Source organism: Mycolicibacterium hippocampi, assembly GCF_010723735.1.
In the GTDB taxonomy this organism is placed as follows: domain Bacteria; phylum Actinomycetota; class Actinomycetes; order Mycobacteriales; family Mycobacteriaceae; genus Mycobacterium; species Mycobacterium hippocampi.
In genome coordinates this window covers 5,080,216-5,095,053 of the sequence record NZ_BLLB01000002.1, presented here as the reverse complement: position 1 = coordinate 5,095,053, position 14,838 = coordinate 5,080,216, and the positions used below count along the sequence as shown (strand labels likewise).

At 69.5% G+C, this 14,838-nt stretch carries 13 protein-coding genes; 8 read left to right on the top strand and 5 right to left on the bottom strand.

Features of this window, described 5'->3' with window-relative positions; translation table 11 throughout:
• Positions 1–14: 14 nt before the first annotated feature.
• Both fdxA and dapC read left to right on the top strand, forming a co-directional pair.
• On the top strand, positions 15–338 hold the full coding sequence (gene fdxA / locus G6N53_RS25425; protein WP_163893764.1) for a ferredoxin: 324 nt from the start codon (positions 15–17) through the stop codon (positions 336–338).
• Between the two features lie 77 nt (positions 339–415).
• Positions 416–1,495, top strand: coding sequence for a succinyldiaminopimelate transaminase (dapC, locus tag G6N53_RS25420; RefSeq protein ID WP_205390460.1), 1,080 nt, complete (start codon positions 416–418; stop codon positions 1,493–1,495).
• A 34-nt stretch (positions 1,496–1,529) separates the two neighbouring features.
• On the opposite strand, the gene G6N53_RS25415 is transcribed toward dapC, so the two are convergent.
• Entirely contained in the window at positions 1,530–3,113 is a 1,584-nt protein-coding gene (locus G6N53_RS25415; RefSeq protein WP_163893762.1) for a PucR family transcriptional regulator, read from the bottom strand.
• Positions 3,114–3,213: 100 nt separating this feature from the next.
• Between G6N53_RS25415 and pruA the strand changes: the two genes are divergently transcribed.
• Together pruA and G6N53_RS25405 are read left to right on the top strand one after the other, a co-directional pair.
• Entirely contained in the window at positions 3,214–4,842 is a 1,629-nt protein-coding gene (pruA, locus tag G6N53_RS25410; protein ID WP_163896365.1) for an L-glutamate gamma-semialdehyde dehydrogenase, read from the top strand.
• A gap of 3 nt (positions 4,843–4,845) precedes the next feature.
• Entirely contained in the window at positions 4,846–5,829 is a 984-nt protein-coding gene (locus G6N53_RS25405; RefSeq protein WP_163893760.1) for a proline dehydrogenase family protein, read from the top strand.
• An 81-nt stretch (positions 5,830–5,910) separates the two neighbouring features.
• Here the strand turns inward: G6N53_RS25405 and G6N53_RS25400 are convergent, their stop codons facing one another.
• The 3 genes from G6N53_RS25400 to G6N53_RS25390 all read right to left on the bottom strand — a co-directional run bounded on the left by G6N53_RS25400 (position 5,911) and on the right by G6N53_RS25390 (position 8,904).
• Positions 5,911–7,575: a nucleobase:cation symporter-2 family protein gene (locus G6N53_RS25400; RefSeq protein ID WP_163896364.1), complete on the bottom strand. Its 1,665-nt coding sequence runs from the start codon at positions 7,573–7,575 to the stop codon at positions 5,911–5,913.
• 111 nt (positions 7,576–7,686) lie between these two features.
• Positions 7,687–8,187, bottom strand: coding sequence for an Rv2253 family sensor-like surface protein (locus G6N53_RS25395; protein ID WP_163893757.1), 501 nt, complete (start codon positions 8,185–8,187; stop codon positions 7,687–7,689).
• Between the two features lie 162 nt (positions 8,188–8,349).
• Entirely contained in the window at positions 8,350–8,904 is a 555-nt protein-coding gene (locus G6N53_RS25390) for an NUDIX domain-containing protein (RefSeq protein ID WP_163893755.1), read from the bottom strand.
• A 31-nt stretch (positions 8,905–8,935) separates the two neighbouring features.
• Between G6N53_RS25390 and G6N53_RS25385 the strand changes: the two genes are divergently transcribed.
• Together G6N53_RS25385 and G6N53_RS25380 are read left to right on the top strand one after the other, a co-directional pair.
• Positions 8,936–10,360, top strand: coding sequence for an acyl-CoA synthetase (locus G6N53_RS25385; RefSeq protein ID WP_163893753.1), 1,425 nt, complete (start codon positions 8,936–8,938; stop codon positions 10,358–10,360).
• Positions 10,351–11,022 carry a M15 family metallopeptidase gene (locus G6N53_RS25380; protein WP_163893751.1) on the top strand — a complete coding sequence of 224 codons (672 nt, stop codon included), beginning with the start codon at positions 10,351–10,353 and terminating at the stop codon, positions 11,020–11,022. The genes G6N53_RS25385 and G6N53_RS25380 overlap by 10 nt, the downstream gene beginning before the upstream one ends.
• 12 nt (positions 11,023–11,034) lie before the next feature.
• Here G6N53_RS25380 and dapD read toward each other — a convergent pair whose 3' ends face one another.
• Positions 11,035–11,979 carry a 2,3,4,5-tetrahydropyridine-2,6-dicarboxylate N-succinyltransferase gene (dapD, locus tag G6N53_RS25375; protein WP_163893749.1) on the bottom strand — a complete coding sequence of 315 codons (945 nt, stop codon included), beginning with the start codon at positions 11,977–11,979 and terminating at the stop codon, positions 11,035–11,037.
• 24 nt (positions 11,980–12,003) lie between these two features.
• Here dapD and dapE point away from each other — a divergent pair, with 24 nt between their 5' ends.
• Positions 12,004–13,104: a succinyl-diaminopimelate desuccinylase gene (gene dapE / locus G6N53_RS25370; RefSeq protein WP_163893747.1), complete on the top strand. Its 1,101-nt coding sequence runs from the start codon at positions 12,004–12,006 to the stop codon at positions 13,102–13,104.
• A gap of 123 nt (positions 13,105–13,227) precedes the next feature.
• Positions 13,228–14,838, top strand: coding sequence for an ABC-F family ATP-binding cassette domain-containing protein (locus G6N53_RS25365; RefSeq protein WP_163893745.1), 1,611 nt, complete (start codon positions 13,228–13,230; stop codon positions 14,836–14,838).

Sequence of the window (14,838 nt, the reverse complement as noted above, 5' to 3'; positions counted from 1 at the left end):
TCGAGGAGAAGTTCGTGACGTACACGATCGCCGAACCCTGCGTCGACGTCAAAGACAAGGCATGTATCGAGGAGTGCCCTGTCGACTGCATCTACGAGGGCGCACGCATGCTGTACATCCACCCGGATGAATGCGTCGACTGCGGCGCCTGTGAGCCGGTTTGCCCGGTCGAGGCGATCTACTACGAGGACGACGTGCCTGATCAGTGGGGCACCTACACCCAGATCAACGCCGACTTCTTCGCCGAACTCGGCTCTCCCGGTGGTGCGTCGAAGGTCGGTCAGACCGACAACGACCCGCAGGTGGTCAAGGACCTGCCCCCGCAGGGTGAGGACTGAGAACCACGGCGCAGTCTCCCGCCCAGCACCAGCCGCCTGAGGGCGCCCGCCGGCCGCTGAGGTCGGCGTCGCTTCCGGTGTTCCCGTGGGACACCCTGGCCGACGTCACCGCCCTCGCGCGCGCCCACCCCGACGGCATCGTCGACCTGTCTGTCGGCACCCCGGTCGATCCGGTGGCGCCGTTGATCCGAGACGCGCTCGCCGCGGCCAGCGGTGCCCCCGGATATCCGACGACCGCCGGCACGCCGACGCTGCGGGAGGCTGCCGTCGCCGCGCTGCACCGCAGGTATGCCATCACCGGCCTGTCGCCCGATGCGGTCCTGCCGGTGATCGGCACCAAGGAGTTGATCGCCTGGCTGCCGACGCTTCTCGGGCTCGGTGGCGCCGACACCGTCGTGGTGCCGGAGCTGGCGTACCCCACCTACGAGGTGGGGGCCCTGCTCGCCGGTGCCGCCGTGCTGCGGGCGGATTCGCTGACCCAGCTGGGCCCGGCGTCACCGCCGCTCGTCTACCTGAACTCGCCCAGCAATCCGACCGGCAAGGTGCTCGGGGCGGACCACCTGCGCAAGGTTGTCGGATGGGCCCGGGAACGCGGCGTGCTGATCGCCTCCGACGAGTGCTACCTCGGGCTCGGTTGGGACGCCACCCCGCTGTCGGTACTGCACCCGGACATCTGCGACGGCGACCACACCGGCCTGCTGGCCGTGCACTCGCTGTCGAAGACCTCGTCGCTGGCCGGCTACCGCGCGGGGTTCGTCGCCGGTGATCCCGCAGTCGTCGCCGAACTGCTGGCGGTGCGCAAGCACGCCGGCATGATGGTGCCCACCCCGGTGCAGGCCGCGATGGTGGCCGCACTCGACGACGACGCACACGAGCAGTCTCAACGCGAGCGCTACGCCCGCAGACGCGACATCTTGCTGCCGGCGCTGCGCTCGGCCGGTTTCACCGTCGACCACTCCGAGGCCGGGCTCTATCTGTGGGCCACCCGCGGCGAACCGTGCCGGGACACCGTCGGGTGGCTGGCGCAGCGCGGCATTCTCGCCGCGCCCGGCGAGTTCTACGGACCCGGCGGAGCGCGCCACGTGCGGGTGGCGCTGACGGCGACCGACGAGCGCATCGCCGCTGCGGTGCAGCGGCTGGCGGATCCGGCGCGCTGACGCACCCTGGCGGTGGTTTCGCGCGCCCGATTCGCTAGCCGTCGGCGGCCCGCAGTCCGAGGGCCAGCACCAGACGCTCGTCGGCGTCGTCCAGCGACGTGCCGAGCAGTTTCTCGATCCTGCGGATGCGGTAGCGCACCGTGTTGGGGTGGACGTGCAGTTGCCGTGCCACCGCGGCGACGTCGCCGAATCCGTCGAGGTAGGCCCGCAGCGTGTCGGCGAGCATGGCGTCCCGGGCGCACAGGTCGCGGATCCGCGGATCGACCAGCCGCGGTTCGGCCGCCACGTGTGAGACGACCTCATCGAGCAGCACCGTGGTGCGCGCCTCGTCCAGCGAGGTCACCCGGCTGATGGCGGCGGGATGGCGTTCGGCACTGTCGAAGACCCGGTCGACCTCGTGGCGCGCCGCCGGGACGCCGGTCAACCCCGCCAGCGGTGCGGCCGTCACCGCGCGGACGTCGAGGCCGAGTTCGCGGCGCAACGCGGCGACGACCCCGCGTGCCCATGACGTGACCGACGCCACCGCGCCGATCTTCGGCAGCAGCACATAGACCCGGTCGCCGGTCGAGGCGACTTGCGCATCGGCACGAAATGCGCTGGCGCTCAGCGCGAGGACATCGGCAGGCACGGCCCCGCCGAGCCCGCGGAAACCGACGAGCGCGGCGCGGGAGTCGCCGGGGATCCCGAGCTCGCGGGCGAGCAGTGCCACGTCGTCGGTCTCACTGCCCGCCAGGCCGAGCAGCTGCTGCACCCGCGCGGCATGTTGCGACGGCGCCGCCGCCAGCCGCGACATGATCCGCGCCGCGAGCACCGCCCCGCCCCGCAGAATCTCCTCGGTGTCGTCGGCCAGCGGTGTCGACCCCCGCTGCAGCCAGATCGTGCCGGCGAAGCCGGGGGGCAGGCCGGCGTCGGCAGGGGGCAGGTGCACACCCACCGCCAGGCGGGGACGAAGCCCGAGTTCGGGCCGTTCGTCGACCCGCACCACGTCCGCGCCCGAGCGCAGCGCGTCGAAGATGCCCCACTGCCCGATCCACTCCAGATGCTCGGGCGGGCCGGCACGGCCCAGGATCGTCAGCCGGCGCAGCTCGTCGACTTCGTCGCTGGAGGCCGAGTAGGCCAGCATGTGGCTGTCGGCATCCTCGATGCAGACCATGCCGCGGGTCCGGTCGGCGATCGACTGCGCCAGCCCGAACAGGTCGGTGCCCGAGTCGCGCTGCGGGTCATGGCGATCCCCGTGATGCTCGAAGGCGTGGTTGACCAGGCGGTACAGGTGTTCCCACCGGGCTCTGGGGTCGACGGCGACGACCGCGGTGCCCAGCCTGACCGCGCGGGCCACCGCAGAAGGGGTGGGCTCCTTGACGAAGATGGCGGCGGGACGGCCCGCGTGCTGTTCGAGCCAGTCGACGGCGTCGGTGTCGGGCACCCCGAGCAGGAAGAACAGATCAGCGGACCCGGGCCCGACCGCCAGGCCGAGCCGGACGTCGTCGGCGTCGACGAGAGCGACGGTGCCGACCGGCATGTCCAGTCCGCGCGGTGCGTCGACCAACGTCACCATCGTGCGGTCGAGGGCGAGCAGCAACTGGCCCAGCCCGAGCCCCGGTCCCTGTTGCGCCGCCATCACCACGCCTTGTCCGTTTGGACTATCCAGTGTGCCAGGGCTTGTCCGATCAGCCATCGGATAACGCGCCGAAAAGGAGCATCCTTGCCGCATGGACGCGATCGCTGCGATTTCTCAGGTGCCGGTACCGCAAAACGAGCCGGTTCACGACTACGCCCCCCGATCACCGGAGCGCGCCAGACTCGCCGAGGCGCTGCAGAGTCTTTCCGCCGCCGCGATCGACCTGCCGCACGTCATCGGCGGCCGACACCGGACGGGGGCCGGCGAGCGCGTCGACGTGGTCCAACCGCACCGGCACTCCGCCCGGCTGGGCACCTTCACCAACGCCGACCACGCCGACGCCGCCGCTGCGGTCGAGGCGGCGACAGCGGCCAAAGCCGAGTGGGAGGCCACCCCGTTCGACGAGCGCGCGGCGGTGTTCCTGCGGGCCGCCGATCTGATGGCCGGGCCGTGGCGGGAGAAGATCGCGGCGGGGACGATGCTGGGCCAGTCCAAGACGGCGTACCAGGCCGAGATCGACTCGCCCTGCGAGCTCGTCGACTTCTGGCGGTTCAACGTCGCCTTCGCGCGCCAGATCCTCGAGCAGCAACCGGTCAGCTCGCGCGGCGTGTGGAACCGCACCGACTACCGCCCGCTCGAAGGCTTCGTCTACGCGATCACCCCCTTCAACTTCTCGGCCATCGCCGGCAATCTGCCCACCGCCCCTGCCCTGATGGGCAACACGGTGGTGTGGAAGCCAGCACCCACCCAGACCTTCGCCGCGTACCTGATCATGCAGGTGCTGGAGGCCGCGGGGCTGCCCGCCGGGGTGATCAACCTGCTGGCCGGCGACGGTAAAGCGGTGTCGGATGTGGTGCTCGCAGACCGGCGGCTGGCCGGCATCCACTTCACCGGTTCGACCGCGACGTTCCAGCACCTGTGGCGTGAGGTCGGCACGCACATCGACCGTTACGACACCTACCCGCGGCTGGTGGGGGAGACCGGCGGCAAGGATTTTGTGGTCGCTCATCCCTCGGCACGCCCGGAGGTGCTGCGCACCGCCCTGATCCGGGGTGCGTTCGACTACCAGGGGCAGAAGTGTTCAGCCGCGTCGCGGGCGTTCGTCCCGCGGTCGGTGTGGCAGCAGATGGGCGACGACTTCCTGGGCGCCACCGAGGCACTGCGCTTCGGCGACATCACCGACCTCACCAACTTCGGTGGGGCGCTGATCGACGATCGGGCATTCGCCAAGAACGTCAAGGCCATCGAACGGGCGAAGAGCGCAGCCAACGTGACCATCGCGGTCGGTGGCGAGTACGACGACAGCGAAGGCTATTTCGTCCGGCCGACGGTGCTGCTGTCCGACGATCCGTCAGACGAGGCGTTCTCCACCGAGTACTTCGGACCCATCCTGGCCGTGCACGTCTACCCCGACCAGGACTACGCACGCATCCTCGACGTCGTCGACGGCGGCGCCCGGTACGCGCTGACCGGTGCGGTGATCGCCGACGACCGGGCGGCGGTGCTTCAGGCCGAGCGTCGGTTGCGGCACGCGGCGGGCAACTTCTACGTCAACGACAAGCCCACCGGCGCGGTGGTGGGCCAGCAGCCGTTCGGCGGTTCCCGGGCGTCGGGCACCAACGACAAGGCCGGCTCCGCGATGAACCTGCTGCGCTGGACCTCGGCCCGGTCGATCAAGGAGACGTTCGTGCCGCCCACCGACCACCCTTATCCCCACATGGAGCAGTGACCCATGGGCGTGTTCCGCAGCGTCGCCCGGCCTGTGATCCTGGCCGCCGGCAGGCAGGACGGCCTGCGACGGGCCGCAGAGCGGCTGCCGGTGACCCGCGAGGTGGTGCACCGGTTCGTCCCAGGGGAGAGTGTCGCCGACGTGATGGATTCGGTGGAGCAGCTCCGCAATTCGCACCGTCTGGTGTCGATCGACTACCTCGGTGAGGACGTCACCGACAGGGAGACCGCCGAGGCCACTGTCGCGGCCTATCTGCAGCTGATCGAGGCTTTCTCGACGCGAGGCGAGGCCGCCGCCGGGGTGCGGCCGCTGGAGGTGTCGATCAAGCTGTCGGCGCTGGGGCAGGCGCTACCCCGGGACGGGGAGAAGATCGCGCTGGAGAACGCCCGCGCGATCTGCGAACCCGCCCAGCGTGCAGGTGTGTGGGTGACCGTGGACGCCGAGGACCACACGACCACCGACTCCACGCTGTCGGTGGTGCGTGAGCTCCGTGTCGACTTCGACTGGGTCGGCACGGTGCTGCAGGCCTACCTCAAGCGCACTCATGCCGACTGCCAGGATTTCGCCGCCCCACCGGGAGCCACTTCAGGCCGGGGTGCACGGATCCGGTTGTGCAAGGGCGCCTATGAGGAACCCGCCTCGGTCGCCCACCGGGACAGCGCCGCGATCACCGACTCCTACCTGCGGTGTCTGACCGTGCTGATGGCGGGCAGCAGCTATCCGATGGTGGCCTCCCACGATCCGGAGATCATCTCCGCTGTCCCGGCGCTTGCCCGGGAGAACGGCTGCGGAGTCGACGATTTCGAGTATCAGATGCTCTACGGAATCCGGGACGGCGAGCAGCGCCGGCTGGCTGACGAGGGCAACAACGTGCGGGTGTACGTGCCGTTCGGCACCCAGTGGTACGGCTACTTCGTCCGTCGGTTGGCCGAGCGGCCGGCGAACCTGACCTTCTTCCTGCGGGCGCTGGCCGAACGCCGACGGTGACCCGTGGGGCGTTGAGGCTGCGCTCACGGCGTGGTCCTCACAAAAATTGTTGCCGTGGCTGCAGTCTCAAACGGCGCGGCGTCACTCGCGGCTGCGTCTGGAGAATCTGCCCTCGGTGACCTCGTCCCACTTCTGATACACCTGGTCGACCTGCGGGTTGCCCCGGCCCTTGATCCAGTCGCAGGTCGACACGTAGGTCGAGGGGTTGGTGACGATGATGGTGTGCAACTCGGGGCGTTTCTGCGCCAGGGCCTCGAGGTCGTCGGGCGGGGTCGACGGATCCGCGGCGCGCAACGCGTCCAGCGGGTCCGGCAACGCACCTCGTGGCGCGTCGTGTGCCGCCAGGTCGCCTACTTCGGCGTCGTCGTCAGTGCTGTTGTTCAGCAACAGGTTCAGCACGATCGCGGTGATCGCTCCCGCCGAGATGCCGGAGTGGAAGATCGTCTGGAACCAGTCGGGGAACTGGTGGTACAGGTCCAGCGCGACGTTCACCGGTGAATCCGACAGCGACCTGTCGGTGTAGTAGAGCTTGGCCTCGGTCAACATCGCCACCCCGACCGAGATCGCCACGACCAGGATGTTGGTGTTGTCGAACTTCACCTTGGTCAACGTGCGGATGCCACTGGCGGCGACCATGCCGAACAGCGCGACTCCGGCGCCGCCGAGCACCGGCAGCGGGATTCCCTCGACGACGGCGGCCATCTTGGGCAGCAGACCGAGCGCCACCAGGATGATCCCCGCGACGGTCGCGACATGGCGGGTGCGCACCCCGGTGATCGCCACCAGGCCCACGTTCTGGGCGAACGCGGTGTAGGGGAAGGTGTTGAAGATGCCGCCGATCACGGTGCCCAGTCCGTCGGCGCGCAGGCCGTCGGCCAGCTTGCGCGGGGTGATCTTCTCGTCGACGATCTCGCCGACCGCCACGATGTCACCGGTCGTCTCGGTCATGATCACGATCCCGACGATCAGCAGCGCGATGATCGAGCTGATCTCGAACGTCGGCACCCCGAACTGGAACGGGGTGACGACACCGACCCAGCTGTAATCGCCCATGTGGTCCCAGTCGGTCATGCCGAACGGCACCGCCACGACCGTGCCGATGACGAGCCCGAGCAGGATCGACACCCGCCGCAGGCTCTCCGGGGCGAACCTCTCGATGACGACGATCGTCGCGAGGGTGAAAAAGCCCATCCCGATGGCGGCGGGGGCGCCGAAGTCGGTTCCGGCGGCGGTGCCGCCGCCGAACCAGCCGGCCGCCACCCGCATCAGCGACACCCCAATGATCAAGATGATCGTGCCGGTCACCAGCGGCGGGAAGAACCGGATCAGCTTGCCGAAGACGGGGGCGAGCAACATCATGAACAGCCCGCAGGCGATCACCGAGCCGTAGATCGTGGTGACGCCGTGGTTCAGGCCGATGGTGATCATCGGGCCGACGGCGGCGAACGTCACCCCCTGCATCAGCGGGAGCCTGACCCCGAACCGCCAGAAGCCGACGGCCTGGATGATGGTCGCGATCCCGGCCACGAACAGGTCGGCCATGATCAGGTGCACGATGTCGGACTGTTCGAGCTGCCCGGCGCCCACCATCGCGCCGCCGACGATCAGCGGCACCGCGACCGCGCCGGCGTACATCGCCAGCACGTGCTGGACCCCGAGGGGCAACAACCGCCTCAGCGGCGGCACCTCGTCCACAGGTCGCATGCCGGGATTGCCCTGGTTCAGGATTTTCGCCAGTGTGGCCATCAACGCTGTGCTCCCGCCTGCATGCGGTGCCCTGCCGCGCAGCGACCGGGCCGGTGGACCCATCTTTGGAGCCGACGGTTTCGGGAGCTTTCCCTGTGCGTGACCGCGCGGTTACGTCGGATACGCCGCAACGGGCATGACCACGGTGCCCTTGCAGATCCCTTCCAGGATCTCGGTACGCCACGTGCCGAACATCGACCCGTCCGGCGTCGGTGCATAGAACACCAGCGACCGTGCCGCGGCATACTCGCGGGGCACGTCGCCGCCCCGGAAGCACTCCCACTGCCAGTTGTAGTTGAACACCCACTGCCGGCCGTCCCAGGTGTAGCGGCTCGGCTGCGGGACGGTGGGGTTGCTGGGCGCCGGACCGTCGGCCGCGGTGGCCACGCAGCTGCCGGAGCAGGACGTCGAGAACGTGTATTGACCGCTGAAATCGGGCTCCGGCTGGCGGGCGGCGATGCTGGTGCCGACCTTCTGGGATGCGAAGGTCACCACGGTGTAGCGACCACTCCAGTCCGGCCGCGCTGCCGCAGCCGTGGTCGCGGTGCAAACGCCCGCCACCGCAACCAGTGTCGCGGATGCAAGTGCGATGCAGGCCCGTCGGGCAGACATGGTTCCCTCACCGTGGTTTCTCGAAAAGGTGCCATCTGTGGCATCTGCAACCTAGTCGGCTCGACTGTCAACGGGGCACCCCGACACGGTACGTCGGGGCACGGTTGTGTCACGGGTTGGTATCGGAGCCCACCGACGAATGATGTTCGCGCGTAACAAAGCTCACTGTCGGCGCTCGGCGAGCAGCATCAGCGTCCACGCGGCGATCGACTGGGCGTCGGTGATCACGCCGTCACACATCATCTGCTCGACCTCGACACGGGTGAACCACGCGCTGCGCATGTCCTGTTCCTCGTGCTCGCGGTCGTGGTCTCCCTCGGTGATCCCGGTGGCCAGGAACACCCGGCCGCGTTGGCTGCTCATGCCGGGAGCGACGTCCAGAAGGCCGAGTTCGGTCATCGACTCGGCGCGCAGCCCGGTCTCCTCGCGCAGCTCACGGGCGGCGAGCTCGGTGCCGTCCAGATCCGCCCTGTCCGGCGCGGTGCCCTGCGGGAACTCCCAGCGTCGCAGTCCGAGCGGATAGCGGAACTGTTCGACGAGGTGGAAGCGGTCACCGCCGGGCTCCGAGTCGCGGGGGATCACCAGCGCATAGGTCGGTTTGTCGACCACCGCGTAGATCCCACTGCTGCCGTCTGGCCTGCGGATGTCGTCTTCGCGCATCGTGAGCCAGTTGTTCCGGTACACCTCGCGCGACGCCTCGGTCCGGATCGAATCCACCGCGTCAGTATGAGGAGTAGCCTCGAACCCCGTGCTGCTGGCCTCCTTGAACCCCGCGGCGGTCGCCGCCGGCGCCGACATCGCCGACGCGGTTCGCATCGACGGGACAACGCTGAGCCGCAGTGATCTGGTCGGTGCGGCGACCTCGGTCGCGGAGCGGGTGGCGGTCGCCGGCCGGGTCGCCGTGCTGGCCACCCCCACCCCCGCCACGGTGCTGGCCATCGCGGGCTGCCTGATCGCCGGCGTGCCGGTGGTGCCGGTGCCCGCCGACGTCGGCGCAGCCGAGCGGCACCACATCCTCACCGACTCCGGGGCCCAGGCGTGGCTGGGGGAAAGGCCCGGGCACGCCGACGGGCAGGACGCGCTGCCGCACATCCCGGTGCGGCTGCATGCCCGCTCGTGGCACCGCTACGCCGAGCCCCCGCCCGAGGCCGCCGCGCTGATCATCTACACCTCCGGCACCACCGGAGCGCCCAAGGGCGTGGTGGTGAGCCGTCGGGCGATCGCGGCCGACATCGACATGCTCGCCGAGGCCTGGCAGTGGACCGCGGACGACACCTTGGTGCACGGGCTGCCGCTGTACCACGTACACGGTCTGGTGCTGGGTCTGCTCGGGTCGCTGCGCATCGGAAACCGCTTCGTGCACACCGGCAAACCCAGCCCGGCGGCGTACGCGCAGGCCGCGTCGGAGGGGGGCGGATCGTTGTTCTTCGGGGTCCCGACGGTGTGGTCGCGGATCGTCGAGGACGGCGCGGCGCGCGCGCTGGCACCCGCGCGGCTGCTCGTCTCCGGCAGCGCGCCGCTGCCCGTCCCGGTGTTCGACGGGCTCGCCGCGTTGAGCGGGCACCAGCCCGTGGAGCGCTACGGCAGCACCGAAACCCTGATCACGCTGAGCACGCTGGCCGCGGGCGAGCGCAGGCCGGGCTGGGTCGGGCTGCCGCTGACCGGGGTGCGGACCCGGTTGACCGCCGAGACCGGCGAGGAGGTGGCACATGACGGGGAAACCATTGGCCGGCTGCAGGTTCAGAGCCCGACGATGTTCGACGGCTATCTGAACCGTCCCGACGCCACCGCCGAGGTGCTCGCGGCCGACGGCTGGTACCACACCGGCGATGTCGCCGTCATCGACGGCGACGGCATGCACCGGATCGTGGGTCGCGAATCGGTGGATCTGATCAAGACGGGCGGCTTCCGGGTAGGGGCCGGCGAGATCGAGACCGTGCTGCTGGGGCACGCCGGTGTGCAGGAGGTCGCGGTCGTGGGTGCGCCCGACGATGACCTGGGCCAGCGCATCGTCGCGTTCGTGGTCGGTGACGCCTCGCCGGACGAGCTGATCGAGTTCGTGGCGCAGCAGCTCTCGGCGCACAAGCGGCCGCGGGTGGTCCGGCTGGTGGACAGCCTGCCCCGCAACGCGATGGGCAAGGTGCTGAAGAAGGAACTGGTGCAATGGGTCTGAGGCCCATCGTCCCGCGAGCGGGCGTGTCTGCACGCAACACGCCGCCCTCTGCCGGCAGATGCCGCACGCTCGTGGCGATCGGCGGAGCGCTCGCTGTCGGTGTGCTGGCGGCCTGCGGCCAGTCACCGCAGGTGGCGCTGATGCAGACCAGCATCGAAGTGCCCCCGGCGCCGGAGCCGGAGGTGCCGCCCGCCGACGCCCTCAGCATCGGTCCCGGTGCCGTCGACACCACCGGCGGTTGGTTGCCCGACGGGACCATGCTTTCGCCGTTCGACACCGCCAATCCCATTCTCTCGCAACTCGAGCCGGCGCTGCTACAGGCCGTGCAGGACGCAGCCCGTGCCGCCGAGGCTCAGGGAGTACAGCTATGGGTCACCTCGGGCTGGCGCTCGAGAGGTTTCCAACAGCGGTTGTTCGACAACGCGGTGCAAACCTACGGCAGCGTCGATGCCGCCGCCGAGCTCGTCGCGACGCCGGAAGTGTCCAGACATGTGACGGGGCAGGCGATCGACATCGGCCCGGTGGAAGCCGACAGGTGGCTGATCGGCAACGGCAGACAGTTCGGGCTGTGCCAGATCTATGCGAACGAAATCTGGCATTTCGAGCTCGCGGTCGATGCGAACGGCAACTGTCCGCCGCTGCTGCCCAACGCGGCGGGGTAGCGCTCGCGGAGGCTAGTTGGCGTGCAGGGCCTCGTTGAGCGTGATGCCGGTGCCGTCTCGCTTGACGACTTCGACCGCGCCGGTCACCGAGTTGCGCCGGAACAGCAGGTTGTTCGCCCCGGACAGCTCACGCGCCTTGACGGTCTGACCATCGCCCGTCTGCACCTTGGTGCCCGCGGTGACGTAGAGGCCGGCCTCGATCACGCAGTCGTCGCCCAGGGAGATCCCCAGTCCGGCGTTGGCGCCCAGCAGACAGCGTTTGCCCACCGAGATGACCTCCTTGCCGCCGCCCGACAGCGTCCCCATGATCGAGGCGCCGCCGCCGACATCGGAGCCGTCGTCGACCACCACACCGGCCGAGATCCGGCCCTCGACCATCGAGGAGCCCAGGGTGCCCGCGTTGTAGTTCACGAAGCCCTCGTGCATCACCGTCGTGCCCGCCGCGAGGTGGGCGCCCAGCCGCACCCGGTCGGCGTCGGCGATGCGCACCCCCGTCGGGGTGACGTAGTCGACCATGCGCGGGAACTTGTCGATCCCGTAGACGGTGACCGAGCCGCGGCGGCGCAACCGAGCCCGGACGGTCTCGAAGCCCTCGACCGCGCACGGTCCGAAGTTGGTCCACACGACGTTGGCCAGCACCCCGAAGATCCCGTCCACGTTGGCGCCGCGCGGCTGGACCAGCCGGTGGGAGAGCAGGTGCAACCGCAGGTAGGCGTCGTACCCGTCGGCGGGCTTGTCATCGAGCGACGCGATGACGGTGCGCACGACCACGGTCTCGACGTCGCGATCCTCGTCGCGGCCCGCCAGCGCCGCCAACTCGTCGGGCACCTCGGCCACCGACAGCCGGGCCGTCCCCGACGGTGCGTCGCCGGTCAGCTCGGGTGCCGGGAACCAGGTATCCAGAACCGTCCCGTCGGCGGCGATGGTCGCCACGCCGACGCCTGATGCAGAAGTCACGGGGGTCAGACTAACGTCAACGGTGTGGCTTCATCGTCGGCTCTTCGCCCGAGCGGCTCATCGCTTGACCTACACGGTGACCCGATCGCGCTGACCGCGGCGTTGGTCGACATCCCCAGCGAATCCCGGCACGAGAAGCGCATCGCCGACGAGATCGAGGCGGCGCTGCGCGAGCAGACCACCGGTTTCGAGGTGATCCGCCACGGTGACGCCGTGCTCGCCCGCACCCACTTCGGAAAGCCGACACGGGTTCTGCTGGCCGGGCACACCGACACCGTGCCCGCGGCCGACAACGTGCCCAGCCGGCTGGTCGACGGGGTACTGCACGGCTGCGGCACCTCGGACATGAAATCGGGCGACGCGGTGTTCCTGCATCTGGCCGCCACCGTCGCCGACCCCGCCCACGACCTCACCCTGGTGATGTACGACTGCGAGGAGATCGAGGCCTCGGCCAACGGTCTCGGCCGCATCGAGCGGGAGCTGCCCGAGTGGCTCGACGCCGACGTCGCAATCCTCGGGGAGCCGTCTGGGGGCTTCATCGAGGCAGGGTGCCAGGGCACCCTGCGCGTGGTGATCAGCGCTACCGGAACCAGGGCGCACTCCGCCCGGTCGTGGCTGGGCGACAATGCGGTCCACAAGCTGGGTGAGGTGCTGGCCAGGCTCACGCAGTATCAGGCGCGCAGTGTGGACATCGACGGCTGCCTCTACCGCGAGGGCTTGTCCGCAGTGCGCATCGACGGGGGCATCGCCGGAAACGTCATCCCCGACGCGGCCACGGTGACGGTCAACTTCCGGTTCGCTCCGGATCGCAGCGTCGATCAGGCCTACACCCACGTGTGTGAGGTCTTCGATGGCCTCGACGTCGGGATCGACCTCACCGATTCGGCGGCCGGGGCACTTCCGGGTCTGGGCCGGCCCGCAGCGGCCAGGCTCGTCGACGCCGCCGGGGGGCAGGTACGGGCCAAGTACGGCTGGACCGACGTGTCGAGGTTCGCGGCGCTGGGCATCCCCGCCGTCAACTACGGCCCCGGTGACCCCAACCTGGCGCACCGCTCCGACGAACGCGTCGACGCCGAACAGATCACCGCGGTGACCGACATACTCCGGCGGTATCTAACCGCTTGACGGCGCGGATACCCTGGGAAACATGCTGGGAGCAGACCACTTCTCCGGATAGTTCCGGAGAATCCGCACGTCCCCAATCCTGATCTTCGGGCCTGTTGCTGCCCGCTTCACGGGAGTTCCCGCATGTCTTCCTCAGTGACCTTTTCCGGTGTGTCGTTCGCATGGCCCAACGGCACATCGCTGTTCGCCGACCTGTCGTTCACCGTCGGCGCCGGCCGCACCGGCCTGGTCGCCCCCAACGGCGCAGGCAAGAGCACGCTGCTGCGCCTGATCGCCGGCGACCTGCGCCCCACAGCGGGAGCGGTGACCGTGGACGGCACGGTCGGTTATCTGTCCCAGACGCTGCCGTTGCTCGACGACCGCAGCGTCGCCCAGCTGCTCGGGGTCGCCCCGACGATCCACGCGCTCGATGCGCTGGCCGCGGGCGATTCCAGTGAGGCGGTGTTCGCCGCGATCGGCGACGACTGGGACATCGAGGAGCGCACCCACGCCCAACTCGACCGTCTCGGCCTGGGCGGCGTCTCCCTCGACCGGTCGCTGCGTACGCTCTCCGGTGGCGAGGTGGTCACTCTCGGGGTGGCCCGGGAACTGTTGCGCCGGCCCGATGTCCTGCTACTCGACGAGCCGACCAACAACCTCGACAGGGCAGCCCGGCGACGCCTCTACGCCGCGCTCGACGACTACGCGGGTTGCCTGCTTCTGGTCAGCCATGACCGAGTTCTGCTGGACCGGATGGATCGGATCGCCGAGCTGCATCGTGGCGAAATGGATTTCTACGGAGGAGATTTCACCAGCTATCAAGCCGCGGTCGACGAGGCCGCGCGGCACGCAGAGGCCGCCGTCCGCAGTGCCGAGCAGCATCTCAAGCGGGAGAAGGCGCAGCGGCAGACCGCCCGCGAAAGGGAGGCGCGCCGCTCCGGTACCGCCAAGCGCAATCTCAAGGACGCCGGGCTGCCGAAGATCGTGGCAGGGGCGATGAAACGCAGAGCACAGGAGAGCGCCGGGCGCGCAGACGGTGTCCACGCCAGACGTCTCGGCGAAGCCCAGGCGCGTCTCGACGACGCCGAGCAGGCGCTGCGCGACGATCGGGATCTTGTGCTCGACCTGCCCGACACCTCGGTCCCGGCGGGCCGGACCGTGTTGGAGGCCAATGGTTTACAGGTGTGTCGTGCCGGTCGCGAGTTGTTTGCGGAGCTGGACCTGGTGGTGCGCGGGCCGGAACGGATCGCGCTGACGGGCGCCAACGGTGCCGGCAAGACCACGTTGTTGCGGGTGCTGCTCGGCGAGACCGAACCCGACGCCGGATCGGTCCAGGTGGCCGACGGCCGGGTGGCGTACCTGTCGCAACGGCTGGATCTGCTCGATGACGACAGGACCGTTGCCGAGAATCTCGCGATGCTCGCACCGAGCCTGTCGCTGACCCGGCGCAGGCACTTGTTGGCGCAGTTCCTGTTCCGTGGCGACGACGTCGACCGACCGGTGCGAATGCTGTCCGGAGGTGAGCGATTGCGCGCGACGCTGGCGAGCGTGCTCTTCGCCGAGCCCGCGCCGCAGATGCTGCTGCTCGACGAGCCGACCAACAATCTCGACCTCACCAGCGTCGCCCAACTGGAGAGCGCGCTCGCGGCTTATCGGGGTGCGTTCCTCGTTGTCAGCCATGACGATTCGTTCCTCGACGCGGTGGGCGTCGATCGGGTGTTGCGCCTGGAGGACCACAGGCTGACGGAGCTCTAG

What these genes read in the sequence shown, in the direction of transcription:
- G6N53_RS25415 (WP_163893762.1), bottom strand. Translation starts at nt 3,113, where the DNA reads ATGGCGGCGCAACAGGGACCGGGGCTCGGGCTGGGCCAGTTGCTGCTC.
- G6N53_RS25405 (WP_163893760.1), top strand. Translation starts at nt 4,846, where the DNA reads ATGGGCGTGTTCCGCAGCGTCGCCCGGCCTGTGATCCTGGCCGCCGGC.
- G6N53_RS25400 (WP_163896364.1), bottom strand. Translation starts at nt 7,575, where the DNA reads ATGGCCACACTGGCGAAAATCCTGAACCAGGGCAATCCCGGCATGCGA.
- G6N53_RS25395 (WP_163893757.1), bottom strand. Translation starts at nt 8,187, where the DNA reads ATGTCTGCCCGACGGGCCTGCATCGCACTTGCATCCGCGACACTGGTT.
- G6N53_RS25380 (WP_163893751.1), top strand. Translation starts at nt 10,351, where the DNA reads ATGGGTCTGAGGCCCATCGTCCCGCGAGCGGGCGTGTCTGCACGCAAC.
- G6N53_RS25365 (WP_163893745.1), top strand. Translation starts at nt 13,228, where the DNA reads ATGTCTTCCTCAGTGACCTTTTCCGGTGTGTCGTTCGCATGGCCCAAC.